Here is a 24567-nt window from a genome sequence, read left to right as displayed (position 1 = left end):
TTTTAATCTTCTGGGAGGAAGATATGAAATTGAAAACTTTACTGCTGAGCGCCTGCTCGGCCTTGATGTTCGCCGGCCTGGTATCTGCCGAAACCCTCACGATTGCGACGGTCAATAACGGCGACATGGTCCGTATGCAGAAGCTTACGGACGATTTCAAAGCCAAGAACCCCGGCATCGACCTTCAATGGGTCACGCTCGAAGAAAACGTATTGCGCCAGAAGGTTACGACCGACATCGCTACCAAGGCCGGCCAGTACGACGTGCTGACCATCGGCACCTATGAAGTGCCGATCTGGAGCAAGCTCGGCTGGCTTGCCTCGCTCGACAAGCTTTCCGCCGACAAGGACTATGCGGTGGATGACCTTCTCCCGGCCATTCGCAGCGGTCTGACAACCGACGGCAAGCTCTATGCAGCACCGTTCTACGGCGAAAGCTCGATGGTGATGTACCGCAAGGACCTGTTCGAAAAGGCCGGTCTTAAGATGCCGGACGCACCGACCTGGGACTTCGTTGCCGATGCGGCCCGCAAGATCACCGACAAGGACCATGAAGTCTACGGCATCTGCCTTCGCGGCAAGGCTGGCTGGGGCGAGAACATGGCGTTCTTGACGGCGATGTCGAATTCGTTCGGCGCTCGCTGGTTCGATGAAAAGTGGAAGGCACAGTTCGACCAGCCGGAATGGAAGGACACGCTCGACTTCTACGTCAAGCTGATGAAGGATGCCGGCCCTCCGGGCGCTTCTTCCAACGGCTTCAACGAAAACCTGGCTCTGTTCCAGTCCGGCAAGTGCGGCATGTGGATCGACGCCACCGTTGCTGCCTCCTTCGTTTCCGATCCGAAGGAATCGAAGGTCGCCGACAAGGTCGGCTTCGCTCTGGCTCCGGATAAGGGCCTCGGCAAGCGCGGCAACTGGCTCTGGGCATGGAACCTCGCCATCCCGGCTTCGTCGAAGAAGGCTGAAATCGCAGAAAAGTTCATCTCCTGGGCAACCAGCAAGGAATACACCAACCTTGTCGCTCAGAAAGAAGGCTGGCTGAATGCACCTCCCGGCACCCGTACGTCGCTCTATGCGAGTGCGGACTACCAGAAGGCAGCGCCTTTCGCCAAGATGACGCTCGACTCGATCAACTCGGCTGATCCGACACATCCGACCGTCAAGCCTGTTCCCTATGTTGGCGTCCAGTTCGTCGCCATCCCTGAATTTCAGGGCATCGGCACTGCTGTCGGCCAGCAGTTCTCGGCCGCTCTCGCCGGCCAGATCTCCGTCGATCAGGCTCTGAAGGCTGCCCAGCAGCTGACGGAACGCGAAATGAAGAAGGCCGGCTATCCGAAGTAAGGGCCTTCGAAGCTAAGGAAAGCAGCGGCCCCCTCTCGAGCACTGCTTTCCTCTAGGCCGCCGAGCGCCGAACTGCCCTTGGCGGCCCTTTTGTTTCAGCCGGTCCGCGGCCACCCCCTCCTTTAAAGATAGGTCGGTACTTGCCATGGCAACGTTGCACACCCGTTCCACCGCACGCGTCATGATGGCGCCTTCGGTTCTGCTCCTCTTTGCTTGGATGATCGTCCCGCTCGTGATGACGATCTATTTCTCGACGCTGAACTACAATCTGCTGAATCCCGGCACGCACGATTTCCTCGGGTTTCTCAACTACGAATATTTCATCACCGATCCGGCCTTCCTCAGCTCGCTGATCGTGACGTTACTGCTTGTCGGCGGTGCGTTGCTGATCACGGTCGTCGGCGGCATTGCGCTGGCACTCCTTCTTGATCAGCCGATCTTCGGCCAGGGCATCGTGCGCATGCTGGTGCTTGCGCCCTTCTTCGTGATGCCGACGGTCGCGGCCCTCATCTGGAAGCATATGTTCATGAACCCGGTGAACGGGCTCCTGGCACATCTCTTCCGGTTCTTCGGGCTTGATCCGCTGACCTGGCTGGAGACGGTTCCGCTGCTGTCGATCATCATCATCATCGCCTGGCAGTGGCTGCCTTTCGCGACACTTATCCTGCTGACTGCCCTGCAGTCGCTGGATGAGGAGCAGAAGGAAGCTGCCGAGATGGATGGCGCCGGACCGGTTTCGAAGTTCATCCATATCATCCTGCCGCATCTGGCGCGGGCCATCACCGTCGTCATCCTGATCGAGACGATCTTCATGCTGTCGGCCTTTGCCGAGATCCTCGTCACCACCAATGGCGGTCCGGGCACGGCGACGACGAACCTGACTTATCTCGTCTATTCGCAGATCGTTCTGTCGCAGGACGTCGGCGGCGCGTCGGCGGGCGGCATCATCGCCGTCATCCTCGCCAACATCGTTGCGATCTTCCTGATGCGCGCAGTCGGCAAGAATCTGGAGGCTTGAGATGGCACGCAAAGTCACCACGCAACGCAAGATCGTTGTATCGGTCGCCGCCTGGATCGTGGCAATCCTTATCTTCTTCCCGATCCTGTGGACGATCCTGACGAGCTTCAAGACGGAAGGCGATGCGATTGCCTCGCCGCCGCAGTTCCTCTTCTTCCACTGGACGCTGGAGAACTATTTCGAGGTGCAGTCGCGCTCGGACTACTTCCTCCACTTCGGCAACTCGGTCATCATCGCCCTTGGTTCGACCTTTCTCGGCCTGCTCGTCGCAGTACCCGCCGCCTGGGCCATGGCATTCTCGCCGACCAAGCGGACCAAGGACGTCCTGATGTGGATGCTGTCGACGAAAATGATGCCGCCGGTCGGCGCCTTCATCCCGATCTACCTGTTGTTCCAGAGCTTCGGCCTCCTGAACAACCAGTTCGCCAGCCGGGTGGGCATGGTCGTCGTGCTGATGCTCATCAACCTGCCGATCATCGTCTGGATGCTCTATACCTACTTCAAGGAAATTCCCGGCGAAATCCTCGAAGCGGCCCGCATGGACGGTGCGACGCTGGCAAAAGAGATCATCTATGTCCTGACGCCGATGGCGATTCCCGGCCTTGCCTCGACGATGCTGCTCAACATCATCCTCGCCTGGAACGAGGCCTTCTGGACGCTCAACCTCTCCGCGGTCGATGCGGCGCCGCTGAGCACCTTCATCGCCTCCTATTCCAGCCCCGAGGGCCTGTTCTATGCCAAGCTTTCGGCGGCATCGACCATGGCGATCGCTCCGATCCTGATCCTTGGCTGGTTCAGCCAGAAGCAACTCGTTCGCGGCCTGACCTTCGGCGCGGTTAAGTAAGGAAGAGAAACATGGGTAGCATTGTTCTCAAACAAGTCTCCAAGGTCTTCGGCGAAGCCAAGGTCATCCCTTCCATCGACCTGGAGATCGATAATGGCGAGTTCGTCGTCTTCGTCGGCCCGTCGGGCTGTGGCAAGTCGACGCTGCTGCGCCTGATCGCCGGCCTCGAAGACGTCTCCGGCGGTCAGATCATGATCGACGGCAAGGACGGCACCAATCTGAAGCCGTCCGATCGCGGCCTTGCCATGGTGTTCCAGTCCTACGCGCTTTATCCGCATATGAGCGTGCGCAAGAACATCGCCTTTCCGCTGAAGATGGCGAACATGCCGCAGGCGGAAATCGACAAGAAGGTGGCGGATGCCGCGCGCGTCCTCAACCTGACTGACTATCTGGAGCGCAAGCCGCGCCAGCTTTCCGGCGGTCAGCGCCAGCGTGTCGCCATCGGTCGCGCCATCGTGCGCCAGCCGGCCGCCTTCCTATTCGACGAGCCCTTGTCGAACCTCGATGCGGCGCTGCGCGTCAACATGCGCCTTGAGATCAGCGAGCTGCATCAGCAGCTGAAGACGACGATGGTCTATGTGACGCATGACCAAGTCGAGGCCATGACCATGGCCGACAAGATTGTCGTGCTCAACCGCGGCAATATCGAGCAGGTCGGCTCGCCGCTGGAGCTCTACCGCAGCCCGCGCAACCTCTTCGTCGCGGGCTTCATCGGCTCGCCGAAGATGAACTTCGTCAAGGGCGCCTATGCCCAGAGCCTCGGCGGCGACACGATCGGCGTCAGGCCGGAACACGTGCTGCTGTCGACCACGTCGGGCGACTGGCAGGGCAAGGTGCTCGTGGCCGAACATCTCGGTTCCGACACTTTCCTGCACATCGACGTTGACGGGATCGGCACGGTGACTGCGCGCGGCTCGGGCGATTTCCCGGCCCGGGCCGGCGATACCGTCTACCTGACACCGGACAAGGCGCATATTCACCGGTTCAACGCCGAGGGGCTGGCGATTTCAGCTTAAAGGCCAAGGCCGTGTGCGCTGGAGCGGGCACGGCCGACGCATCTGTTCCGGTTCGCATCATCGATCTGTATGCACCGGTCAAGCATACCAGCCGGCGCGGGTTTCCCAGCCGCCCGGAGCCAAGACCTTTCAGAAGGACCAGAGACATGACGTGCAAATTATCGCTCGCAACTCTCCAGCAGGTGGCTGCAAAGGTGGCCATTCCTGCCTATGACCGGAAGTCGCTTTCGGCTGGTATCGTGCATTTCGGTGTCGGCAATTTCCATCGTGCCCATCAGGCAATCTATCTCGACGACCTTTTCAATACCGGCGAGGCGCATGACTGGGCGATCATCGGTGCCGGCGTATTGCCGTCGGATGCAGCCATGCGTGAAAAGCTGGCCGCCCAGGACTTCCTGACGACCGTTGTCGAGCAGGACAACAACCGCACGGCTGCGCGTGTCACCGCGCCCATGATCGACATCCTGCCGGTCGGCGACGCCAAGGCCACCATCGCCAAGCTTGCCGATCCGACGATCCGCATCGTTTCGATGACGATTACCGAGGGTGGTTACTTCATCGATGCCTCTGGCAAGTTCAATCCCGCCCATCCGGCAATCGTGGCCGATGGGCAGAACCCGGATGCGCCGAAGACGGTGTTCGGCCTGATCGTCGCCGGTCTGAAGGCGCGTCGCGCTGCCGGCTTGCCGCCCTTCACCGTCATGTCCTGCGATAACATCCCCCACAATGGCGGCGTCACCAAAGCCGCCGTCGTCGGCACGGCAAAGCTTTCCGATCCGGCTTTTGCCGATTGGATCGCCGCGAACGTCGCCTTCCCGAACGGCATGGTCGATCGTATCACGCCGGCAACGGGTGCGCGTGAGATCGACTTGCTCAAAGAAGCTTTCGATATCGAAGACAACTGGCCGGTCTATTGCGAAGAGTTCAAGCAATGGGTGCTGGAGGACAATTTCCCGGCGGGTCGTCCGCCGCTTGAAAAGGTCGGTGTCACCTTCGTGCCCGACGTCACCCCCTATGAGCACATGAAGATCCGCATCCTCAATGGCGGCCATGCGGCGATCGCCTATCCGGCGGCGCTAATGGATATTCATTTCGTGCATGAAGCCATGGAAGATCCGCTGATCCGCGCCTTTCTGGCCAAGCTCGAAAATGACGAGATCATCTCCGTCATCCCGCCGGTGCCAAATACCGTGCTTGCGGATTACTTCAAGCTGATCGAACACCGCTTCGCCAATCCAAAGATCGCCGATACCATCCCGCGCCTGGCGCAGGACGGCTCGAACCGCCAGCCGAAATTCATCCTGCCATCGACGGCGGATCGTCTCCGCCGCGGCGAGGATATTGTTGGCCTCGCGCTCGTTTCGGCGTTGTGGTGCCGTTACTTCGCCGGCAAGAGCGATAGCGGCAAGGAGATCGTCTTCAACGATGCCAGCGCCGATCGGCTGCATGAAGCAGCCCTCAAGGCCAAGGACGATCCGAATGCCTTCCTCGTCTTTGACGACATCTTCGGCGATGTCGCCAAATCCGATCTTTTCCGCAAGCGCTTTGCGCATGCACTGAAAACGCTGTGGGAAAAGGGTACCCGCGTCACCCTGCAGCTATACTTGGACAACAAACTCGCGGAATAATTTCGAACGGCCGGACCTCTCCTGTTCCGGCCGTTTTCCATTGTCCCGCCGGTGTTTCGGGCATGACAAGGCTACGAATAGAATTCAGGTTGGATCTGTGATGGCGGATGCGGGAACAGGGCTCGTAATCTTCGATTGCGATGGTGTGCTTGTCGACAGCGAGCCGCTGTCGGTCGGCGTGCTCATCCAGGCGATGCATGATGTCGGCGTCGAGATGAGCGAAGAGGATGTCTATAGCCGCTTCCTCGGCAAGAGCCTGGCGACGCTCGTCGATACGATGCAGACGGAATTCGACGTCTTTATCGATCAGGCATTTCTCGACCGCATCCGCAACGATCTCTATGAACGCTTCAAGCATGAGCTGAAGCCGATCGACGGTATCGGCGCGACGCTGGATGCGCTTTCGCTGCCGCGCTGCGTCGCCTCGTCCAGCCAGCTGGAGCGCATCCGCCTCTCGCTCGGCGTGACCGGACTGCTGGACAGACTGGAGCCGAATATATTCAGTGCGAGCATGGTGAAACGCGGCAAGCCGGCGCCGGATCTTTTCCTCTATGCGGCCGAAAAGATGGGCGTTCTGCCAAAGGATTGCATCGTCGTCGAAGACAGCCCGGCGGGCATCACGGCAGCGCGTGCCGCCGGCATGACGGTCTTTGCCTTTACCGGTGGTTCGCATGCCCATTCGCCGAGTTACCGAGCGGAATTGGAGCAACTTTCGCCGGAAGTCGTGTTTGACGCGATGCCGGAATTGATACAACTTGTCCGCAACAAGAGATAAGTGGGCGGGACCTCTTTTGCATGCGTGATCACGTGGTTGCGGTCGATATCGGCACAGGCAGCGCGCGCGCTGGTGTCTTCACCGCGAGCGGTTCGCTGCTGGGTAAAAGCGAACATCCGATCCTGATGAATCGCCCGCGTGAAAACCACGCCGAGCATGATTCTGAAGACATATGGACTGCCGTCTGCACCGTCGTTCGCGCAGCGGTAAAGGCTGCCGGCGTCGACTCCTCTGTCATCGGCGCGATCGGCTTCGATGCGACCTGCTCGCTGGTCGTGCGTGACCGCGACGGCGGGCAGCTCACCGTTTCCACCGGCGGCGAGAAAAGGTTCGACACCATCGTCTGGCTCGATCATCGGGCGTTGGCTGAGGCGGATTACTGCACGGCGACGAAGCACGCGGTGCTTGAATATTCCGGCGCGTTCATGTCGCCCGAAATGGAAATGCCGAAGCTGATGTGGCTGAAGGAAAACCTGCCGGAAACCTGGGCTGAGGCCGGCTATTTTTTCGACCTCGCCGATTTCATGACATGGAAGGCGACCGGTTCGCTTGCACGGTCGCGTTCGACGCTGGTGGCGAAATGGAACTATCTTGCGCATCGCGAGCCGGGCTGGCAGGCCGATTTTCTCAATGTGATCGGCCTTGGCGATCTGCGCGAACGCGGCAGCCTGCCCGATGAGAGTGTTGCCGTTGGACGGTCCATCGGCACACTGACAGCCGAGGCGGCGCAAGCGCTGGGTCTCGACCGTAAATGCCATGTCGGTGCGGGCATGATCGACGCCTATGCGGGCGCGCTCGGCGCGCTTGCAGCCTATGCCGGCGATGCCACCACGTTGGAACATCAACTGGCGCTGATTGCGGGAACCTCGAGCTGCGTGGTTTCCTTTGCGCGCGAGCGCAAGCGCAGCACAGGTATGTGGGGGCCATATTACGAGGCTGTCTTCCCGGGGATGTGGCTTGCCGAGGCCGGGCAGTCGGCGACGGGCGCACTGCTCGACCATATCGTCAGCATGCATGCGGCCGGTGGGCCGCCGACAGCGGCGTTGCACGACCGTATCGTCCGGCGGATTGCGGAACTCAGGCGTGCGGAGGATGATTCCCTTGGCGGGCGTATCCATGTGCTGCCCGATTTTCACGGCAATCGCTCGCCCCTTGCCGATCCGCATGCGTTGGGTGTCATCAGTGGCATGACGCTGGATGCGTCCTTCGATGGCCTCTGCCGGCTGTACTGGCGCACCAGCGTCGGCATTGCGCTCGGCATTCGCCATATCCTGGAGCGGATGCGGGATTACGGCTACGTGCCCGACACGCTGCACGTCGCCGGCGGCCATGTGAAGAATTCGGTGCTGATGGAACTCTACTCGGACGTGACCGGCTGCAAGGTGGTCATCCCGAAGATGAACGAGACCGTGCTGCTTGGCACGGCAATCGCAGCTTCCGTCTGCTGCGGGATTCACGAAAGCCTCGGGGTTGCTGGCGCCGCCATGTATCCGGGCGGTCATGAGCGGCTGCCGAATGCCGGAAAGAAAGAACTCTACGATCGCGATTACCGGCGTTTCCTCGCCATGTATCGCCATCGCGCGGAGCTGGACGCCATGGAATAGGTGGCTTACCGGAGCGGTGCCTGGGCGAACATGCCCTGAAGCTCTTCTATGCGGCGCGTCCTCGTTTCCGCCGCCTCGCCCGCGGCGTGAGCAACCGAAGTCGCCAGATATTCCAGCAGCGCCATTAGGGCTGAAAGATTTTCACGGCTGTTGGCGCGCTGCGGCGGCAGCGACAGCGTGATGTTTGCGAATTCATGCGCCCATTCCGTGAATTGTCCAGTTAACAGCAATACCTTGTAGCCTGCCCGACGAGCCGAGCGAGCCAGAAGCCGTGAGGTGACAAAGCTCGGGGAGTCGATGACGACAAGCAATCCGTCTTCGGCGGGCTCGCCGAACAGCTCGATGTAGCTGCCATTGGCGCCGTCAAGGAAAAGGACCTGATCGCGGGCAAAGGTGAGGCGATCGCGAAAATAACGACCGATCCCTGCGAGACTCGGGTGAGAGGTGACAAAGACATGTCCGGAGGACAGAATTGTCGAAACCGCGTCGCGCCATTGCGGCTGACCGGCGAGGTTGTAGATATGCTGCAGCATCTCGACCTGTTCGGCAATCTGCGTCGCAAGCGGGCGCCCTTCGCTTGCGTCCTTCTGCAACTGTTCCAGGATATTGGGCAATTGCGACGTGATACTGGGCGCATTCTCCTTGAGGTGAACCTTTATCCCATCGAGGCCGTGGTAGCCGAGCGACCGCAGAAACCTGCCTACCGTCATCGGGCTCAATTCCAGCCTGTCGGCAACGGAGGAGGCCGTCTCGAAGGGTAGTTCATTCAAATGCTCGGAGAAATACTTAGCAATTCTTCGTTCGGCCGGAGTGCCGATCTTTATATATTGTCTAAGTTTCTGGCTAAGGTCTTCCAAGTTTTGCGCCTCTTTGATGGTCTTTTCGATGTTATGTCGCGCCAATTTCTACGCCCATTGGCTATTCAATTTTGATATGGCCGCCGTTCTTGTTGCGGTTGTTGTTCCTAATGTGGCGTACAGAATATATTAGTGCAAAATGTATTACAATAATTCAAATTTTTAATTGTCACATTCATATATCTCTGCGGGATATTGATATCGATACAACCGCTTCTTAAGTGTCCATTTGCCACCAAGAGAGGTAGAACGAATGATTGGCCTTGCCGCCCGCCGCTCCTTCGAAAATCTTTTTGCGCCTGAAACGCGCAAAGTTTTCTGGAAGGTACTCGGCCTTACATTGCTGGCGCTCCTCGTGCTGTGGTTCGTCCTGCGGGGCGTTTTTAATTTCCTCGTATTGCCTTGGCTGCAGGGCTTTATGCCATCCACCTCGGATTGGACGGGTTGGCTCACATTCCTTCTTGCCATCTTCGCCGGGATTGCATTGGCATTGGCGATGGCGCTGCTGATTTCACCGGTCACGGCGCTGATTGCCGGCCTATTTCTCGACGATGTCGCCGAAGTGGTGGAAAAGCGCGACTATCCGGGCGATACGCCGGGAACGGCGATGCCGATCGTCGCGGCGATGAAGAGTTCCCTACGCTTTCTCGGCGTCGTCATCGTCGGCAATATCGTGGCGCTGTTCCTGCTGTTCATTCCGGGCGTCAATCTCGTCGCCTTCTTTCTGGTGAACGGCTATCTGCTCGGGCGGGAATTCTTCGAATTTGCCGCCATGCGTTTCCGTTCGCCGGACGAGGCGCGGGAATTCCGCGTCAAGCACGCCCTCACGGTCTTCCTGGCCGGCCTGGTGATCGCCGCGTTTCTGGCGATCCCGCTGCTCAATCTGCTGACGCCGCTCTTTGCTGCCGGCATGATGGTGCATCTGCACAAGCTGATCTCGCACAGGGAGGCGAAGCTGCGGTCAATATAGGCTTAGCTCGCCGCTTCAGCTCCGATGATCTGAGGCGGAAGTTCGACCAGAGGAGCAGGTATGTCCCAGGTCTTTTCCGGCGAGCGACAGAGGTCTGCGATTACGCAGCGTTCGCATTCGGGCTTGCGCGCCTTGCAGACATAGCGGCCATGCAGGATCAGCCAATGGTGCGCGTGGTAGAGATACTGGTCGGGAATGATCTTCATAAGCCGGTGTTCGACTTCGTCGGGCGTCTTGCCCGGAGCCAATAGCAGCCGGTTGGCGATGCGGAAGATATGTGTGTCGACGGCCATAGTCGCCTGGCCGAAAGCCATGGAAAGCACGACGTTCGCGGTCTTGCGGCCGACGCCGGGCAGGGTGATCAATTCTTCACGGGTGCGCGGCACCTCGCCGCCGAAATCCGTGATCAGCTTTTCCGACAGAGCCACGACGTTTTTCGCCTTGTTCCGGTAAAGGCCGATCGTCTTGATATATTCGCGGATGCGCTCCTCGCCGAGATCGAGCATCTTCTGCGGGGTATCGGCAACGGCGAAAAGGGCGCGCGTCGCCTTGTTGACGCCGGCGTCGGTCGCCTGCGCTGAAAGCGCCACGGCAACGACCAGCGTGAAAGGATTGACGTGCTCCAGTTCGCCCTTGGGTTCCGGCCGCTGGATGGAGAAGCGCCGGAAGATCTCTTCCAGGTCCGCTTTGGAATAAAGGCTCTTTCCCGCCGGCTTGCGGCCTGCGGTCGCATTTGACTTTTTCGCGGTTTGGGCGCTGGATTTGATCTTTGGAATTGCCATAAGCGACCTATACTCAAGTCCTATGACGAAACGCAACGCCGATACGGCTGGAGACGGCAACAGGCCGGTTTTCGCTGCCGAATTGTTTCCCCATCGCTCGCTGCCGCGAAAGGGGTTCAGGGTCATGCTGGCCTTGGCGGGCATCTTCTGTCTCGTCTACAGCATTCTCTTCGTCACGCGGGGCGCCTGGCCGATCGGCATTTTCTTCGGCGCCGATTTCTTCCTGCTCTATGGCGCCTTCTGGCTGAACTACCGCTCGGGCCGTGTGCGCGAAGAGGTGACGGTATCGCGCACCAACGTTTCCATCCGCAAATTCTCGCCGACGGGCCGCATGGTGGAACATGATTTCAATCCGTTCTGGACGCGGTTCCTGGTTCGCCGTCACAGCGAGATCGGCGTTGTTTCCATGCATGTCCGCGACAGAAACCACGACACCGATGTCGGCTCCTTCCTCAATCCGGAAGATCGTGAGAGCTTTGCCAAGGCCTTCAAGCGTGCCTTGGCGACGGTGACGCAACGGATATGAGCGGCCTTTACAGCCCGGCGACATCACATTTTTGCAGAGAGACCACTGGCGCAAGAAACGGGTGGTTTTAGCCGTCTTGCCGTGGTTTTCTCCTTTCCAAGGAGAAAGATCATGAATGCGATTGCACAGCTGAAGAAAGACATCACCCCGGAAGGTCAGGATTACGACACCGTGCGGGAGGTCATCGAGTTCATCACTGAGGAATATCGCGACCAGCCCTCACTGGAGATGCTGGCCGAAAGGCTCGGGCAGTCGCCGACCCAGCTGCAGAAGACGTTTACACGCTGGGCCGGGCTATCACCCAAGGCTTTCCTTCAGGCCGTCACGCTCGACCATGCCAAGCGGCTCCTGCGCAAGGAGGATCTGCCGCTGCTGGAGACCTCTTTCGAGGTCGGCCTTTCCGGGCCAAGCCGGCTGCACGATCTTTTCGTGACACATGAGGCGATGTCTCCGGGTGAGTGGAAGGCGAGGGGCAGCGGTCTGGTGATGCGCTATGCGTTTCACATTTCGCCCTTCGGTCTTGCCCTGATCATGGTCACCGATCGCGGTCTTGCCGGTCTCGCCTTCAGCGATTCCGGCAATGAGAAGGCTTGTCTCGCCGACATGACCTGCCGCTGGCCGAATGCAGAGTTCATCGAGGATCCGCATGCGACCGCACCTTACGCCGCACGCATCTTCGAGCGGGGGAACTGGTCCAGTGATCAGCCGCTGCGGGTCGTGCTGATCGGTTCGGATTTCCAACTCCGCGTCTGGGAGAGCCTTTTGAAGATTCCGATGGGCCGTGCCGTGACCTATTCCGATATCGCCAAGGATATCGGTCAGCCGACGGCGATGCGGGCCGTGGGCGCGGCTGTCGGCCGCAACCCGATCTCTTTTGTCGTGCCCTGCCATCGTGCGCTCGGGAAGAACGGGCAGCTCACGGGGTATCACTGGGGGCTGACGCGCAAGCGGGCGATGCTGGGATGGGAAGCGGGGGATGCTTGAGGGAGGACTGAGGCTCTGAAGTTTGCGGAGGGTGTCCACCCCCCTCTGTCGCTATCGCGACATCTCCCCCACAAGGGGGGAGATTGGTAATCTGGAGCGGCTTCCTAGTTCAAAGCAGATATCGAATTCGCTGAAATTGCCATTGTGGAGTATTCACTGGAGAGAGCCGCAAACTCCCTACAATCTCCCCCTTTGTGGGGGAGATGTCACGAAGTGACAGAGGGGGTATGCACCCTCCGCAAACTCAAATGCAATTGCTCAAGCCGCCTTCGCCATAGCCATCTGCAGCAGCGCCTTCGCAGCACTTTCATCCGTAATCAAAGTATTGCAGCCGATGCGCTTGATGGTGGCGCTGATCGCCCGGGCGCGGTGGGCGCCGCCGGAGGAGATCACGATGTGCTTGGCCTTTTTCAGCGTATCGAGATCGACGGACATGACGCGCTTGTTGATCGGATGATCAACCGAATTGCCGTCGGCATCGAGGAAGTTGAACATGGTGTCGCAGACGCAGCCCATTTCGATCAGCTCTTCCAGCTCGCGTTTCGAAATGAAACCTTCCGACAGCGATGTCGAGTGCGGGCCGATATCGCCGCAGCTGACGATGGCGAGATCGAGATTTTCCGCCAGCCGGTAGATGGCTTCGAGGCCGCATTTCTCGATGAGATTGCGCTTGGTCTCGACCGAGTCGACGAGAAGCGGCGCCAGGAACATGTAGCACTCCGCGCCGAGCTGGCTCGCCAGACGCCAGGTGTAATCGATCGGATTGGTCTGATGGACGGCGACGATGCCGCCGAGCAGGGAAACCACCTTGCAATTGTCACGGCGGGTCGGACGGAAGCTCGCGAGCGAAGCCGTCATCGTCCGTCCCCAACCGACGCCGATCGTATAGTTGTCGGGGATGGCTTCGGTCAGGAACTGGCCGAGCGCCAGGCCGACGCTCTTTGCCTGTGCATTCACATCTCCATTGGCCGGCTCGGGAACGACGATCGCTTCATCGAGGCCAAAGGTGCGCTCGAGCTTGATCGCCAGTTCAACGCAGTCATCGATGCCTTCGGTGATCCAGATCTGCACCTCGGCGCGGCGCATGGCTTCATCCAGCAGGCGGATGACGGTGGTGCGGCTGATGCCCAGCTGTTCGGCGACATCTTTTTGCGTCAGGCCCTGGTTGTAATAAAGCCAGGCGGCGCGAAGCCTCAGGGAGGAGGTCTCCGAATAGGCGGTGTGGGTTCCGCGTCTCAGTTTGGCCACAGGTCCTCCGGCGAGATTGTCGCATGCGCCGTTTAACGTCATGATCCATCTGAGATGCGAAAAGGAATGATGGCGGATGACAGGAGCAGGCGAGATCGGCTCTTCTGCTGCCGATATTCTATGACATGAAACTTATGTCAATCGAATTGCACAAATGTCCTTGACTTTTCGATGCGAGATTGCTGATAGTCGGTGATGAGGAATTCGGTCTTGTCCAACCGAGGAGGACAATGTGCGAGTGCTGCTGCAAGCAAGTGCCAGACCGGACGGGGAGCCATATAGGGCGCCCGGTGCCGGTGAAAAGCCTGCTTTCGCAAGGTTGTTTCTTCACCGCTCGGCCGTTCACCGGAAATGGAACTCCAGCGCGTTTTATCCCGTTACCGACACATAGGAGAAGGAAGGCTGCACCCTGACGCCTTCGGTCCCGTCCGGCGAAAAGACCGGATCTGCTGCCAACATCTCCCATCCCAATGGGCTTCATTCAACAAGGATACCTGTTATGACTTCCAAGCTTGATCAACTCCGCGCCATGACCACGGTCGTGGCCGACACCGGCGATATCGAGGCAGTCGCCCGCCTGAAGCCGGTGGATTGCACCACCAATCCGACGATCGTGTTGAAGGCGCTCGGCACGCCGATGTTCGCCGATGCGATCAAGGAAGCCGTTGCCTGGGGCAAGAAGCAGGGCGGTGCCTCTGAAACCGTCGTTGCCGCCGTTGCCGACCGCCTGGCGATTTCCGTCGGTGCGGCTCTTTCCGGCCTCGTTCCCGGCCGCGTCTCGACCGAAGTCGATGCCGACCTCTCCTTCAACACGGAAGCTTCGCTTGCCAAGGCCCGCGCCATCATCGCCGCCTACAAAGAGCGCGGCATCGAGCGTGACCGCATTCTGATCAAGCTCGCTTCCACCTGGGAAGGCATCCGCGCCGCCGAAGTGCTGCAAAAGGAAGGCATCGACTGCAATCTGACGCTGCTCTTCAGCAAGGCCCAGGCGATTGCCTGCGCTGATGCCAAGGCCTTCCTGATCTCGCCCTTCGTCGGCCGCATCCTCGACTGGTACAAGAAGTCGACCGGCAAGGACTACACGGCAGAGGAAGATCCGGGCGTCGTCTCGGTGCGTGACATCTACCACTACTACAAGGCCAACGACATCAAGACGATCGTCATGGGGGCCTCCTTCCGCAATACAGGCGAAATCGAAGCGCTGGCCGGCTGTGATCGCCTGACGATCAGCCCGAACCTGCTTGACGAACTTTCCAAGGATGAAGGCAAGCTGGAGCGCAAGCTCTCGCCGGAGCCCAAGGGCTCGGTCGAAAAGATCGCGGTCGACGAAAAGACCTTCCGCTGGATGATGAACGAAGATGCGATGGCTACCGAGAAGCTCTCCGAAGGCATCCGCGCCTTCGCCAAGGATCTCGGCACGCTGCGCGCCATGGTCAGCAAGGAACTGCAGCTCGCAGCCGCTTGACGGTGATCGGGCTTCTCTCCGTCGAGGGGAGCTATGATTCGTCAGGGTGTCGCAGGGATGCGGCGCCCTTTTTATTTGAAGACAGAGCTTTGAGGTCGCCGCAGTTAGAGCATTTCCGCTTTTCTTCGAATCGCGAAAGCGCTCTATCTCCTTATTTTTACGCAGTTCCGGACGCAAAACCGCTTGGCACTTTTGCTGGAACCGCTCTAGACGGCATGCGCGCAGCCTTAGAGAGACCAGAGGCGCTTTGCATTGAGGTGATAGAGCCGATCGCGTTCGTCGGCACTGACACCGTACATCAGGGCATGAGTGGCGGCGACCCAGGTGGAGAGATTGCCGCCAAGCGTGCAGACGGGCCAATCGCTGCCCCAGATGACGCGGTCCCAGCCGAAGCTTGCGATGCAATGTTCGACGAATGGCCGTAGCGTTTCCGGCGACCAGTTGTCCGGATCGGCATAGGCGACAACGCCGGAGATCTTCACGATGACATTCGGCCGTTTCGCCACCTCGCTGACGCCCAACGACCAGCTTTCGCTCAGCCCATCCTTCACGGCCGGCACGCCACAATGGTCGAGGATGAAGCGAACATTGGGATTGAGGTCGATGAGTGCGATCGCCCTGGATATCTGATGGGGCAGGACGCAGAGATCGAAGGTAAGACGGGTATCGCTGAGCCGCTTCAGGTTTTCGCGGAAGAGAACACCCTCCGAGACATCATCCGGCACGACATGCAGCACACGGCGGAAGCCCTTGACGAACGGGTCGGCGAGCGCGCGTTCGAGATATGCGGGAAAGTTTGCACTTTCGGGACGGCAGGCGGCGATGGCGCCGCGTAGCAGGCTGCCGGGCTCGCGGCTCAGGCCTTTGACATATTCGGTCTCGCGCTCGATATCCTCTTCGGTGACATCGACTTCCATGTGCAGCGTGTCAGTGATCCCAAGGCGTTTGGCCTCTCGCGCATAATCTTCATAAAGGCTGTCACGATTGAGTGCGCCGGCATCTGCCAGCCAGGGATAGCCCAGCCGCTTGCGGTCGACGATGTGAAGATGGCTGTCGAAAAGCATGGCGTTCCTCCCTTGGAGCGGTTTAGTCTGAACCGTTCTATCTCTGTATTTTCATGCAATTCCGGACGGAAAACCGCTCCGCACTTTTCGTGGAATTACTCTAGCTGCTGGCTTCCTACATACTCACAGAAAAATTATTCATTCAAATAAAAATTATAGCTCGGCCTGGTCAACAGTCCCCGCGACGATTTCGGAGATCGCTTTGGCTGTTTGCCGCACATATTCGACCACTTGCTGACGCGTCGGCGCCTTCGGGTTCACGGCCTGGATATAGGGGCAGGTCAACGCGGCCAGCGCATTACCGTCCATCGCCAGAACGGGCGCGGAAATATTGTGAACGCCACTCGTCTGCAGGCTGTCCATGGTTTCGAAGCCGTTCTCGCGGATTGCCGAGAGCTTCTCTTCGAGATCGGCAGGCGGCTCCTCAGGGTCCGGTTCCTGGCGCCTCTGCTCGTCAATCATCATCTGGCGCTGCTTTTCATCCTTGAATGCCAGGAGAATATGGCCCGAGCCGGTATTGTAGAGATTGAGCTGGGCGCCGACGCGGATCGAGATGCCCCAATAGGTCGGCGAATCCTGCTGGGCAATGACGACGACGGAGCCGCGATCGTATATCGCCAGATGACAGGCCTGCTCGGCTCTGTTGGAGAATTCGCGCATCAGGGGCGTGGCGAAGGAGACGAGGCGGCGCACCGGCGCATGGTAATGCGCCAGGCCGAAAAGCTTCAGGGTCAGATAGAAGCGATCGCCGTCCTGCCGCTGCACATAGCCGCGCCGCACGAGACGATCGAGCATGCGATAGAATTCGTTGGGGCTCTTGTTAAGCGCCTTGGCGATTTCCGCCTGCGTCAGCCCGCCATCGATCCTCGCCAGCAATTCGAGAATGTCGAGCCCCTTGTCCAAGGCCGGTGCCCGATAACGATCACTGTCGTCTTCTATGCTCATGAACAAAGCCCTCATGCGACAAAATATATCAATCATTCATATATGAATGATGGAATTTTACAAGTGAGTGAACGCGACTTGACGATCAGTGAATAAGATGTTTGCTTATAAATTATTGGCCTGTAAAGGGTCCAGAGGGCAATCGGACGATTGGTCCCAGCCTGGAGGGGAGTGATTAGCGATGGACTGCCAAGTGGCGAACAACATACAGTCTTCGTTGACAAGCTGAGCGGCCGCTTTGTGCGGTCCTCAGAAGGTAGCGCAAGGCTACGCCAACTAATTGTTATTGCATGATCTTATCTCTGGCGCCGGCGATGCAGCTGGCGGAACTGGGATAGGATCATGGTCCGGAGGAAAGGATCAGGATTATGGGTCACGGGTTGGAAGGCAAGAAGGTCGTCATCACGGCGGCGGGACAGGGTATCGGCCGGGCGTCGGCGGAGCGCTTCATCTCGCTTGGTGCGCATGTCTATGCCACCGATATCAACGAGCAGACAGTTTCGACGCTCGACGGTGCGACCAAGCATGTCTTGAATGTGCTCGACAGTGCCGCCGTCAAGGCTTACGCGGAAGAGCTTGGCCCGATCGACGTGCTCTTCAACTGCGCCGGTTTCGTGCATGCCGGCACGATCCTCGACTGCGAGGAAAAGGATTGGGATTTCTCCTTCAACCTCAATGCCAAGGCGATGTATACGACCTGCCGCGCCTTCCTGCCGGGCATGCTGGAAAAGGGCAAGGGTTCGATCGTCAACATGTCCTCCGTTGCTTCCAGCGTGAAGGGCGTGCCCAACCGTTTCGCCTATTGCGCCTCCAAGGCTGCCGTAATCGGCCTTACCAAGTCGATCGCTGCCGATTTTGTTGCCAAGGGTATCCGTGCCAATGCGATTTGCCCTGGCACGGTCGATAGTCCCTCGCTGCATGAGCGGCTGAAGGCAACCGGTGACTATGACAAGGCGCTGAAGGATTTCATCGCCCGCCAGCCGATGGGCCGCATTGCGACCGCCGAGGAGATCGCTGCGCTGGTGACTTACCTTGCCGGCGACGAGGCGGGTTTCACCACAGGCCAGATCCACGTCATTGACGGCGGTTGGACAGGCTGAAGCCGTTTTTCGCTATCGGAGGCTTCGTGTTGCGGGGCCTCCTTTTATTTGCCACTCTCGTTTGCGAATCGGTTTGCGACGGGCGATTTGCGATCGGGAGAGCGGCATGGATGCGAACGGATTCTTATATCGTTCAAGAGGCCTCGTGCTGTGGCGCAAGCACCATGTGATCGTGATCTCGGTGCTCGCGGGTATTGCCGTCTTTCTGCTCCTGACCTCCAGAGACTTCAATGCCAGCAATTTGCTGATCGCCTGGGATACGACGGCGGTCGTCTACATCGTCTACAGTCTCTACCGCATGCTGACGGCCGATCCGCAGCGCATCCGCAAGCGCTCCGCCGATCTCGATTTCTCGGATGGGTTTCTGCTGTTCCTGTCGATTGCGGCAGCGCTCGCAAGCATCGGCGGCATCGCGCTTGATCTGCTTGGGGTCAAGGATGCCCCGCCCGAGGTCGCTCTCTTCCGGGTGATGATGGCGATCGTGACGATCCTGATATCATGGACCTTCCTGCACACGCTGTTCACCATCCACTATGCGCACCGGTTTTACAGCATTCCGGGCAAGGGGCAGGGGCTGAAATTCGCGGAGCCTTTGGAGGAGCCGATTTATTGGGATTTCCTCTACTTCTCTTTCACTATCGGCGTTGCGGCGCAGACCGCCGATATCGGTATTTCCACCGTCTCGATGCGTAAGCTGGCACTTCTCCATGCGATCCTGTCGTTCCTGTTCAACACGACGATCCTGGCGCTCGCCATAAACGTTGGGGCGAGCCTGATCTAGGCTGTGGTGACGATTTAAGGATTTGGGGTTCCCAGTGAGGAGCAAATCAGATTCAAGACTGATTTTTGGAGGTCGGTCATGGATATCGATAGGCTCAGTGCGGAACAGTGGTCTCGGATCGAGCCGTTTGTGCCGGGAGGACGCAAGGGGCGTCGTGGTCCGCGCTCCAATAACAGGCGGTTCGTCGAGGCGCTGGTCTGGATGGCCCGCTCTGGTGGACGTTGGCGTGATTTACCCGAAGGTTATGGCAACTACCAGACCGTCAAGCGGCGCTATTACCGCTGGATCGAGATGGGTGTCCTCGAAAGTTTGTTCGAGGCGTTAGCGCGAGAAGCGGACCTTGACTGGGTCTCGATCGATTCCACCTCCATCCGTGCCCAGCCTCAAGCCGCTGGCGCCCGGCGAAAAAGGGGGGAGCGGACGCCCAGGGCCTTGGCCGCTCACGCGGCGGGCTAGGCACCAAGATCCACGCCGTCGTGGATGCTTTGGGGCTACCGGTGCGCTTCGTACTTGCACCGGGACACCGTGGCGATGTGATTTATGGCAAGGAATTGCTCCATGGCCTCAATCCCAGCCACGTCATCGCCGACCGAGCCTATGATGCCGAACACTTCCACGACACCATTCTGGACGCCGGCGCTGTTCCGGTCATTCCACCACGACCCGGGCGACGACGCCCGCATGCCTGCAATTGGGGCCTCTACAAGGAACGCAACCTCGTGGAGCGCTTCTTTGCAAAGCTCAAGCAATTCCGTCGCGTGGCTACCCGATACGACAAACTCCTCGTCAACTTCAGAGGGTTCGTCATCATCGCTGCAATTGCAATCTGGCTCAAATAGTTAAATCGTCACCATAGCCTAGAGCAATTCCGCTTTTCTTCGAATCGCGAAAACGCTCTATCTTCTTGTTTTTACGCTGTTCCGGACGCAAAACCGCTTCGCACTTTTGCTGGAACTGCTCCAGGCCCGCCCCGATGCATCGATGATCCCCGTCGTCAAACGACGGCGTTGCCGGCCATGACGGCCAGGATCAGGAATACCAGGAAGATGATCAGGAAGATGGCGAAGAGAACGCGCGCGATGGTTGCGGTTGCGGCGGACACGCCGGAAAAGCCGAAAAAGCCGCTGATCAAAGAAATCACAAAGAAAATGAGAGCCCATTTCAGCATTTAGCAATCTCCTCTGCGTTGTACTTCTTAAAGACGCGGGAGAAGGGTGATTTGTTCCGAGGGCGGTTTGGTTTTGGCGAGTTGCCTGGTTTTGGTGGATGCTGTGGAGAGTGCGCACCCCCTCTGTCACGATAGTGACAGAGGGGGGGACAGCGGTGGGGCAAATATAGAGGTGTTTGTTTTACCCCACTATTCCTCACCCATGATTGATCATCACATGCCGCACGGCCGTGTAGTCTTCGATAGCGTAGACCGACATATCCTTGCCGTAGCCGGATTGCTTCAGGCCGCCATGCGGCATTTCGTTGACCAGCATGAAATGGGTGTTGATCCAGGTGCAGCCATATTGCAGGCGGGCAGCGGTTTGCATGCCTCGGCTGATGTCCTTCGTCCACACCGAGGAGGCGAGGCCGTAGTCGCTGTCATTGGCCCAGGTGACGGCGTCGTCGGGGTTGGTGAAGCGCGTGACGGAGACGACGGGGCCGAAGACTTCGCGGCGAACGATCTCGTCGTCCTGCGTCGCGCCGGCGACGATGGTCGGTGCGTAGAAGAAGCCGCGCTCGCCGGAGATCTTGCCGCCTGTCGTGATCTCCATGTGCTTGTGTTCGGCGGCGCGGGTGACGAAGCTTTCGACACGGTCGCGCTGGCGCTTGGAGATCAGTGGGCCGATTTCGTTCTCGGTGTCGTCGGCGAGGTTGAACTTGATGTTAGACACGGCCGAGGTGAGGTCGGCGACGAAATTGTCGTAGACCTTGGCGTCGGCATAGATACGGCAGGCGGCGGTGCAGTCCTGGCCGGCATTGTAGTAACCGAAGGTGCGGATGCCGGCGACAACGGAGTCGATATCAGCATCGTCGAAGATGATGACCGGAGCCTTGCCGCCGAGTTCGAGATGCGTGCGCTTCACCGTCTTGGCCGCAGCCTGCAAGACTTTCTTGCCGGTTGCGACATCGCCGGTGATCGAGACCATGCTGATCTTCGGGTGGTTGATCAGCGCATTGCCGACGCTCTCGCCGCGGCCGAGGATGACGTTGACGACGCCCTCGGGAAGGACATCTGCCAGCAGCTTCGCCATCTTCAGCGCCGTCAGCGGTGTTTGCTCGGAGGGCTTGAAGACGACGGTATTGCCGCCGGCAATGGCTGGCGCCAGCTTCCAGGCCATCATCATCAGCGGATAGTTCCACGGTGCAATCGAGCCGACGATGCCGATGGGATCACGGCGGATCATCGAGGTGTGGCCGGGCAGATATTCGCCGGCGACCGGGCCGTGCAGGTTGCGAACCGCGCCGGCAAAGAAGCGATAGCAGTCGACGATCGCCGGAATTTCATCATTGAGCACGGCATTGATCGGCTTGCCGCAGTTCAACGCTTCGAGCGCGGCGAAGCCTTCGGCATCGCGCTCGATGGCGTCGGCGATCTTGAGGAGATAGGCCGAACGCTGGCTTGGCGTCGTCTGCGACCAGCTCGTGAAGGCCTTTTCGGCTGCGTCGACGGCGGCATCGATCTGGCCAAGTGACGCCTCGGGCAGGTTGAGAACGGTCTCGCCCGTCTTCGGGTTGAGAACGCGTTCTTCCGTTTCCGTGCCGGCCTCGAAGCGGGAGCCGATCAGCATCTGGGTATCCATATTTATCTCCCTTTCATTTGCCGCCGCCGGCGATCTGGTCGCCGTCGCGGGTAAGATAGTAGGCTGCCAGGATCGGCAGGAAGGTGACAAGCACGACAACCATGGCGACGACGTTGGTGACGGGTCGCTGGCGCGGGCGGATGAGTTCCTCCAGCATCCAGATCGGCAGCGTCATCTGCTGGCCGCCGGTAAACGTGGTGACGATGACCTCATCGAAGGACAGCGCGAAGGCAAGCATGCCGCCGGCAAGCAGCGCCGTGCCAATATTCGGCAGGACGACATGGCGGAAGGTCTGGAAGCCATCGGCGCCAAGATCCATCGACGCCTCGATCAGCGAGCCGGAGGTGCGACGGAAACGGGCGACGGCATTGTTGTAAACCACGACGACGCAGAAGGTGGCATGGCCGAGAATGATCGTCCAGACCGAGAACGGGATATCGAACAGGCTGAAGGCGGAGCGCAGTGCGATGCCGGTGATGATGCCCGGAAGCGCGATCGGCAGGATGACCAGAAGCGAGATCGCCTCGCGGCCGAAGAATTTCGTCTGGCTGACGGCGGCGGCGCAGAGCGTGCCGAGGATCAATGCGATGATGGTGGCGACGGTCGCGACCTGCACCGACAACCCCAGTGCCGACCAGACATCCGGCCTGTTCCAAGCGATGCCGAACCATTGCAGCGTCAGCTCCGGTGGCGGCCACTGATAGCTCTTTTCCTCGGTAGTGAAAGCATAGACGAAGATCAGCAGGATCGGCAGATGCAGGAAGAGCAGGCCGCCGGCGGCTGCGATCTTCAGGGGGAGGGAGGCACGTTGGCCACGATCAGAGCGCATCGAAAGCTCCCTGTTTCTTGGCGACCCAGAGATAGATGGCCATGATGACGATCGGTACGACCGAGAAGGCGGCGGCCAGCGGCACGTTGCCGGCGGTTCCCTGCTGGGTATAGACCGCCTGGCCGATGAACAGACGCGATGACCCGATGATCTGCGGGATGATGTAATCGCCTAATGTCAGCGAGAAGGTGAAGATCGAGCCGGCGACGATCCCGGGCAGCGCGAGCGGCAGGAGCACCGTTCGGAAGGTCTGGTTCGGTGTTGCGCCGAGATCGGACGAGGCTTCCAGCAGGTTGGCCGGCACGCGCTCGAGAGCGGCCTGCGTCGGCAATATCATATAGGGCAGCCAGATATAGACGAAGACAAGGAAGGTGCCGATATAGCTGACCGAGAGCGAATTGCCGCCGATGACGGGTAGGGCAAGCACGCCATCGAGCAGCCAGCCGATGTGCAGCTTGTCGAAGATCCAGGTGAGGATGCCTTCCTTGGCGAGGATCAGCTTCCAGGCATAGACCTTGACGAGGTAGCTCGACCAGAGCGGCAGCATGACGCCGAGATAGAATAGTGCCTTCCATTTGCCCTGTGCATAGCGTGCTGCATAATAGGCGATGGGGAAGGCGACGAAGGCGGAGGCGAGTGTAACGAGCGCGGCCATGACCACCGTGCGCACGATGATGTCGAAATTGGCTGTGTTGAGGAGCTGCGCATAGGTCGAGAGCGTGAATTCGTAATTCACCATTCCCGAGAAGTCGTCGATCGAGAAGAAGCTCTGCAGCAAAAGCGCGATCAGCGAGCCGATATAGATGATGCCGAGCCAGAGCAACGGCGGCGTCAGCATCAGGAACAGCAGCAGCTTCGGGCGGCGCCAGAAGAGGTCGGAGAGGCGGCCGAAGATGCCGCTGCGCCTCGGCAGGATCGAGGCCGGCGCTTGCTTCGCCGAGGCGGGGAAGGCTGCGGCGTTCATGCGGCGTCATCCATGTAGTGCACATCGGCAGGCAGCCATGCGAGGCGGACGGATGCGCCGGTATCCGGGGCTAGTTGTCCGGCGGGTACCGTCACATGCAGCCGGGTGCCGTTTGCTTCGACGGAGAGGCGGGTAGCGGCACCGAGAAAGCTTGTCGTTTTCACGGTCGCCGCCACGCCGCTCTCCTCAGTCAACCGGATGGCTTCGGGGCGCAGGCTGGCCCAACGCCGTTCGCCGCCGAGCGACGACATGGTTTCGGGGGCAATGACATTGGAGGAGCCGACGAAATCGGCGACGAAGCGGGTCTTTGGTCGCTGATAGATGTCGTGCGGGGTGCCCTGCTGCACGATGCGGCCGTCGTTGAAGACGGCGACGCGGTCGGCCATGGACAAGGCTTCGCCCTGATCGTGGGTGACGAAGACGAAGGTGATGCCGAGCGCGCGCTGCAGGCTCTTCAGCTCCTCCTGCATCTGCTCGCGCAGTTTCAGGTCGAGCGCGCCGAGCGGTTCGTCGAGCAGCAGCACTTTCGGCTTGTTGACCAGCGCGCGGGCGAGCGCCACGCGCTGCCGCTGGCCGCCGGAGAGCTGGCCGGGGCGGCGGGCGCCATAGCCGGGCAGTTTCACCAGCTCCAGCGCCTGTTCGGCGGCCTTCAGCCGTTCGGCCTTGCCGATACCCTTGACCATCAACCCGTAGGCAACGTTGTCGAGGATATTGAGATGCGGAAAGAGCGCATAATCCTGGAAGACCGTGTTGACGTTGCGTCTATAGGGCGGCACGCCTTCGGCGGTTTCGCCAAAGATTTCGATATGCCCGCCTGTCGGCTGCTCAAAACCCGCGATCAGCCGGAGGCAAGTGGTCTTGCCGGAACCGGAAGGGCCGAGCATGGCGAAGAATTCGCCGGGCGCGATCTCCAGATCGACGTGGTCCACAGCGCGGACCTGGCCGAAATGGCGCGACACCTGCTGGAAGCGAACGGCGTTCATTGGTTTCTCCAGGAAAAGGTTGTCTTTCCTTCTCCCCAGCGGGGAGAAGGTG

At 59.5% G+C, this 24567-nt stretch carries 24 protein-coding genes; 14 read left to right on the top strand and 10 right to left on the bottom strand.

The window, feature by feature from the left end:
• Positions 1–23: 23 nt before the first annotated feature.
• The 7 genes from RTCIAT899_RS15625 (at position 24) to RTCIAT899_RS15595 (ending at position 8225) form a co-directional block, all read left to right on the top strand.
• Positions 24–1340 (top strand): ABC transporter substrate-binding protein, encoded by a 1317-nt coding sequence (locus tag RTCIAT899_RS15625; RefSeq protein ID WP_041677986.1) that lies wholly within the window; start codon positions 24–26, stop codon positions 1338–1340.
• A gap of 145 nt (positions 1341–1485) precedes the next feature.
• A complete protein-coding gene (locus RTCIAT899_RS15620) occupies positions 1486–2358 on the top strand; it encodes a carbohydrate ABC transporter permease (protein ID WP_015341208.1) in 873 nt (290 codons plus the stop codon).
• A gap of 1 nt (position 2359) precedes the next feature.
• Positions 2360–3202 carry a carbohydrate ABC transporter permease gene (locus tag RTCIAT899_RS15615; protein ID WP_015341207.1) on the top strand — a complete coding sequence of 281 codons (843 nt, stop codon included), beginning with the start codon at positions 2360–2362 and terminating at the stop codon, positions 3200–3202.
• A gap of 11 nt (positions 3203–3213) precedes the next feature.
• Positions 3214–4218: an ABC transporter ATP-binding protein gene (locus RTCIAT899_RS15610; protein WP_015341206.1), complete on the top strand. Its 1005-nt coding sequence runs from the start codon at positions 3214–3216 to the stop codon at positions 4216–4218.
• 146 nt (positions 4219–4364) lie between these two features.
• On the top strand, positions 4365–5846 hold the full coding sequence (locus RTCIAT899_RS15605) for a mannitol dehydrogenase family protein (RefSeq protein WP_041677679.1): 1482 nt from the start codon (positions 4365–4367) through the stop codon (positions 5844–5846).
• A gap of 100 nt (positions 5847–5946) precedes the next feature.
• Positions 5947–6621 (top strand): HAD family hydrolase, encoded by a 675-nt coding sequence (locus tag RTCIAT899_RS15600; RefSeq protein WP_015341204.1) that lies wholly within the window; start codon positions 5947–5949, stop codon positions 6619–6621.
• A 20-nt stretch (positions 6622–6641) separates the two neighbouring features.
• Complete coding sequence (locus RTCIAT899_RS15595) at positions 6642–8225, top strand: FGGY-family carbohydrate kinase (RefSeq protein ID WP_015341203.1); 1584 nt, start codon at positions 6642–6644, stop codon at positions 8223–8225.
• Between the two features lie 5 nt (positions 8226–8230).
• Here the strand turns inward: RTCIAT899_RS15595 and RTCIAT899_RS15590 are convergent, their stop codons facing one another.
• On the bottom strand, positions 8231–9082 hold the full coding sequence (locus RTCIAT899_RS15590) for a MurR/RpiR family transcriptional regulator (RefSeq protein WP_041677985.1): 852 nt from the start codon (positions 9080–9082) through the stop codon (positions 8231–8233).
• A gap of 253 nt (positions 9083–9335) precedes the next feature.
• Between RTCIAT899_RS15590 and RTCIAT899_RS15585 the strand changes: the two genes are divergently transcribed.
• Positions 9336–10052, top strand: coding sequence for a sulfate transporter family protein (locus tag RTCIAT899_RS15585; protein WP_015341201.1), 717 nt, complete (start codon positions 9336–9338; stop codon positions 10050–10052).
• A gap of 2 nt (positions 10053–10054) precedes the next feature.
• Here RTCIAT899_RS15585 and nth read toward each other — a convergent pair whose 3' ends face one another.
• Positions 10055–10834, bottom strand: a complete 780-nt coding sequence (gene nth, locus RTCIAT899_RS15580) for an endonuclease III (RefSeq protein WP_015341200.1) — start codon at positions 10832–10834, stop codon at positions 10055–10057.
• A gap of 22 nt (positions 10835–10856) precedes the next feature.
• Between nth and RTCIAT899_RS15575 the strand changes: the two genes are divergently transcribed.
• Complete coding sequence (locus RTCIAT899_RS15575; RefSeq protein ID WP_015341199.1) at positions 10857–11360, top strand: DUF2244 domain-containing protein; 504 nt, start codon at positions 10857–10859, stop codon at positions 11358–11360.
• A gap of 111 nt (positions 11361–11471) precedes the next feature.
• Positions 11472–12344: a methylated-DNA--[protein]-cysteine S-methyltransferase gene (locus tag RTCIAT899_RS15570; protein WP_015341198.1), complete on the top strand. Its 873-nt coding sequence runs from the start codon at positions 11472–11474 to the stop codon at positions 12342–12344.
• 258 nt (positions 12345–12602) lie between these two features.
• On the opposite strand, the gene RTCIAT899_RS15565 is transcribed toward RTCIAT899_RS15570, so the two are convergent.
• On the bottom strand, positions 12603–13592 hold the full coding sequence (locus tag RTCIAT899_RS15565; protein ID WP_015341197.1) for a sugar-binding transcriptional regulator: 990 nt from the start codon (positions 13590–13592) through the stop codon (positions 12603–12605).
• 499 nt (positions 13593–14091) lie between these two features.
• Between RTCIAT899_RS15565 and tal the strand changes: the two genes are divergently transcribed.
• Positions 14092–15057, top strand: coding sequence for a transaldolase (gene tal / locus RTCIAT899_RS15560; RefSeq protein ID WP_015341195.1), 966 nt, complete (start codon positions 14092–14094; stop codon positions 15055–15057).
• Between the two features lie 227 nt (positions 15058–15284).
• On the opposite strand, the gene RTCIAT899_RS15555 is transcribed toward tal, so the two are convergent.
• Both RTCIAT899_RS15555 and RTCIAT899_RS15550 read right to left on the bottom strand, forming a co-directional pair.
• The gene (locus RTCIAT899_RS15555; RefSeq protein ID WP_015341194.1) at positions 15285–16121 is read right to left on the bottom strand and encodes an amidohydrolase family protein; all 837 of its coding nucleotides are present in this window, start codon (positions 16119–16121) and stop codon (positions 15285–15287) included.
• A 153-nt stretch (positions 16122–16274) separates the two neighbouring features.
• Positions 16275–17066, bottom strand: coding sequence for an IclR family transcriptional regulator (locus RTCIAT899_RS15550; RefSeq protein WP_015341193.1), 792 nt, complete (start codon positions 17064–17066; stop codon positions 16275–16277).
• A 368-nt stretch (positions 17067–17434) separates the two neighbouring features.
• Here RTCIAT899_RS15550 and RTCIAT899_RS15545 point away from each other — a divergent pair, with 368 nt between their 5' ends.
• From RTCIAT899_RS15545 to RTCIAT899_RS15530, 3 genes are all read left to right on the top strand, one after another.
• The gene (locus tag RTCIAT899_RS15545) at positions 17435–18166 is read left to right on the top strand and encodes an SDR family oxidoreductase (RefSeq protein ID WP_015341192.1); all 732 of its coding nucleotides are present in this window, start codon (positions 17435–17437) and stop codon (positions 18164–18166) included.
• A 106-nt stretch (positions 18167–18272) separates the two neighbouring features.
• A complete protein-coding gene (locus tag RTCIAT899_RS15540; RefSeq protein ID WP_015341191.1) occupies positions 18273–18947 on the top strand; it encodes a DUF1345 domain-containing protein in 675 nt (224 codons plus the stop codon).
• Positions 18948–19025: 78 nt separating this feature from the next.
• Positions 19026–19786 (top strand): IS5 family transposase gene (locus RTCIAT899_RS15530; protein WP_085999169.1). Its coding sequence is split into 2 segments (ribosomal slippage): positions 19026–19353 and positions 19353–19786, totalling 762 coding nucleotides; the frame shifts between segments, so codons are not numbered across the junction.
• A gap of 155 nt (positions 19787–19941) precedes the next feature.
• Here RTCIAT899_RS15530 and RTCIAT899_RS31970 read toward each other — a convergent pair.
• The 5 genes from RTCIAT899_RS31970 to RTCIAT899_RS15505 all read right to left on the bottom strand — a co-directional run bounded on the left by RTCIAT899_RS31970 (position 19942) and on the right by RTCIAT899_RS15505 (position 24515).
• On the bottom strand, positions 19942–20115 hold the full coding sequence (locus RTCIAT899_RS31970; protein WP_015341190.1) for a DUF1328 domain-containing protein: 174 nt from the start codon (positions 20113–20115) through the stop codon (positions 19942–19944).
• A 196-nt stretch (positions 20116–20311) separates the two neighbouring features.
• A complete protein-coding gene (locus tag RTCIAT899_RS15520) occupies positions 20312–21739 on the bottom strand; it encodes a gamma-aminobutyraldehyde dehydrogenase (protein WP_015341189.1) in 1428 nt (475 codons plus the stop codon).
• A gap of 13 nt (positions 21740–21752) precedes the next feature.
• Positions 21753–22568 carry an ABC transporter permease gene (locus RTCIAT899_RS15515; RefSeq protein WP_015341188.1) on the bottom strand — a complete coding sequence of 272 codons (816 nt, stop codon included), beginning with the start codon at positions 22566–22568 and terminating at the stop codon, positions 21753–21755.
• Complete coding sequence (locus tag RTCIAT899_RS15510; protein WP_015341187.1) at positions 22558–23532, bottom strand: ABC transporter permease; 975 nt, start codon at positions 23530–23532, stop codon at positions 22558–22560. Before RTCIAT899_RS15510 ends, RTCIAT899_RS15515 begins: the two co-directional genes overlap by 11 nt.
• Complete coding sequence (locus RTCIAT899_RS15505; RefSeq protein ID WP_015341186.1) at positions 23529–24515, bottom strand: ABC transporter ATP-binding protein; 987 nt, start codon at positions 24513–24515, stop codon at positions 23529–23531. Before RTCIAT899_RS15505 ends, RTCIAT899_RS15510 begins: the two co-directional genes overlap by 4 nt.
• Positions 24516–24567: the final 52 nt, after the last annotated feature.

Source organism: Rhizobium tropici CIAT 899, assembly GCF_000330885.1.
GTDB classification, from domain to species: Bacteria; Pseudomonadota; Alphaproteobacteria; order Rhizobiales; family Rhizobiaceae; genus Rhizobium; species Rhizobium tropici.
Note: the sequence above shows the minus strand (reverse complement) of the source record. Positions and strands in the feature narration are given on the sequence as shown.

Coding starts and splice junctions, on each gene's coding strand:
- RTCIAT899_RS15555 (WP_015341194.1), bottom strand. CDS start 16,121: ATGCTTTTCGACAGCCATCTTCACATCGTCGACCGCAAGCGGCTGGGC.
- RTCIAT899_RS31970 (WP_015341190.1), bottom strand. CDS start 20,115: ATGCTGAAATGGGCTCTCATTTTCTTTGTGATTTCTTTGATCAGCGGC.
- RTCIAT899_RS15625 (WP_041677986.1), top strand. CDS start 24: ATGAAATTGAAAACTTTACTGCTGAGCGCCTGCTCGGCCTTGATGTTC.
- RTCIAT899_RS15570 (WP_015341198.1), top strand. CDS start 11,472: ATGAATGCGATTGCACAGCTGAAGAAAGACATCACCCCGGAAGGTCAG.
- RTCIAT899_RS15620 (WP_015341208.1), top strand. CDS start 1,486: ATGGCAACGTTGCACACCCGTTCCACCGCACGCGTCATGATGGCGCCT.
- RTCIAT899_RS15615 (WP_015341207.1), top strand. CDS start 2,360: ATGGCACGCAAAGTCACCACGCAACGCAAGATCGTTGTATCGGTCGCC.
- RTCIAT899_RS15550 (WP_015341193.1), bottom strand. CDS start 17,066: ATGAGCATAGAAGACGACAGTGATCGTTATCGGGCACCGGCCTTGGAC.
- nth (WP_015341200.1), bottom strand. CDS start 10,834: ATGGCAATTCCAAAGATCAAATCCAGCGCCCAAACCGCGAAAAAGTCA.
- RTCIAT899_RS15540 (WP_015341191.1), top strand. CDS start 18,273: ATGGATGCGAACGGATTCTTATATCGTTCAAGAGGCCTCGTGCTGTGG.
- RTCIAT899_RS15520 (WP_015341189.1), bottom strand. CDS start 21,739: ATGGATACCCAGATGCTGATCGGCTCCCGCTTCGAGGCCGGCACGGAA.
- RTCIAT899_RS15545 (WP_015341192.1), top strand. CDS start 17,435: ATGGGTCACGGGTTGGAAGGCAAGAAGGTCGTCATCACGGCGGCGGGA.
- RTCIAT899_RS15515 (WP_015341188.1), bottom strand. CDS start 22,568: ATGCGCTCTGATCGTGGCCAACGTGCCTCCCTCCCCCTGAAGATCGCA.
- RTCIAT899_RS15610 (WP_015341206.1), top strand. CDS start 3,214: ATGGGTAGCATTGTTCTCAAACAAGTCTCCAAGGTCTTCGGCGAAGCC.
- RTCIAT899_RS15585 (WP_015341201.1), top strand. CDS start 9,336: ATGATTGGCCTTGCCGCCCGCCGCTCCTTCGAAAATCTTTTTGCGCCT.
- RTCIAT899_RS15505 (WP_015341186.1), bottom strand. CDS start 24,515: ATGAACGCCGTTCGCTTCCAGCAGGTGTCGCGCCATTTCGGCCAGGTC.
- RTCIAT899_RS15600 (WP_015341204.1), top strand. CDS start 5,947: ATGGCGGATGCGGGAACAGGGCTCGTAATCTTCGATTGCGATGGTGTG.
- RTCIAT899_RS15595 (WP_015341203.1), top strand. CDS start 6,642: ATGCGTGATCACGTGGTTGCGGTCGATATCGGCACAGGCAGCGCGCGC.
- RTCIAT899_RS15575 (WP_015341199.1), top strand. CDS start 10,857: ATGACGAAACGCAACGCCGATACGGCTGGAGACGGCAACAGGCCGGTT.
- RTCIAT899_RS15510 (WP_015341187.1), bottom strand. CDS start 23,532: ATGAACGCCGCAGCCTTCCCCGCCTCGGCGAAGCAAGCGCCGGCCTCG.
- RTCIAT899_RS15605 (WP_041677679.1), top strand. CDS start 4,365: ATGACGTGCAAATTATCGCTCGCAACTCTCCAGCAGGTGGCTGCAAAG.
- tal (WP_015341195.1), top strand. CDS start 14,092: ATGACTTCCAAGCTTGATCAACTCCGCGCCATGACCACGGTCGTGGCC.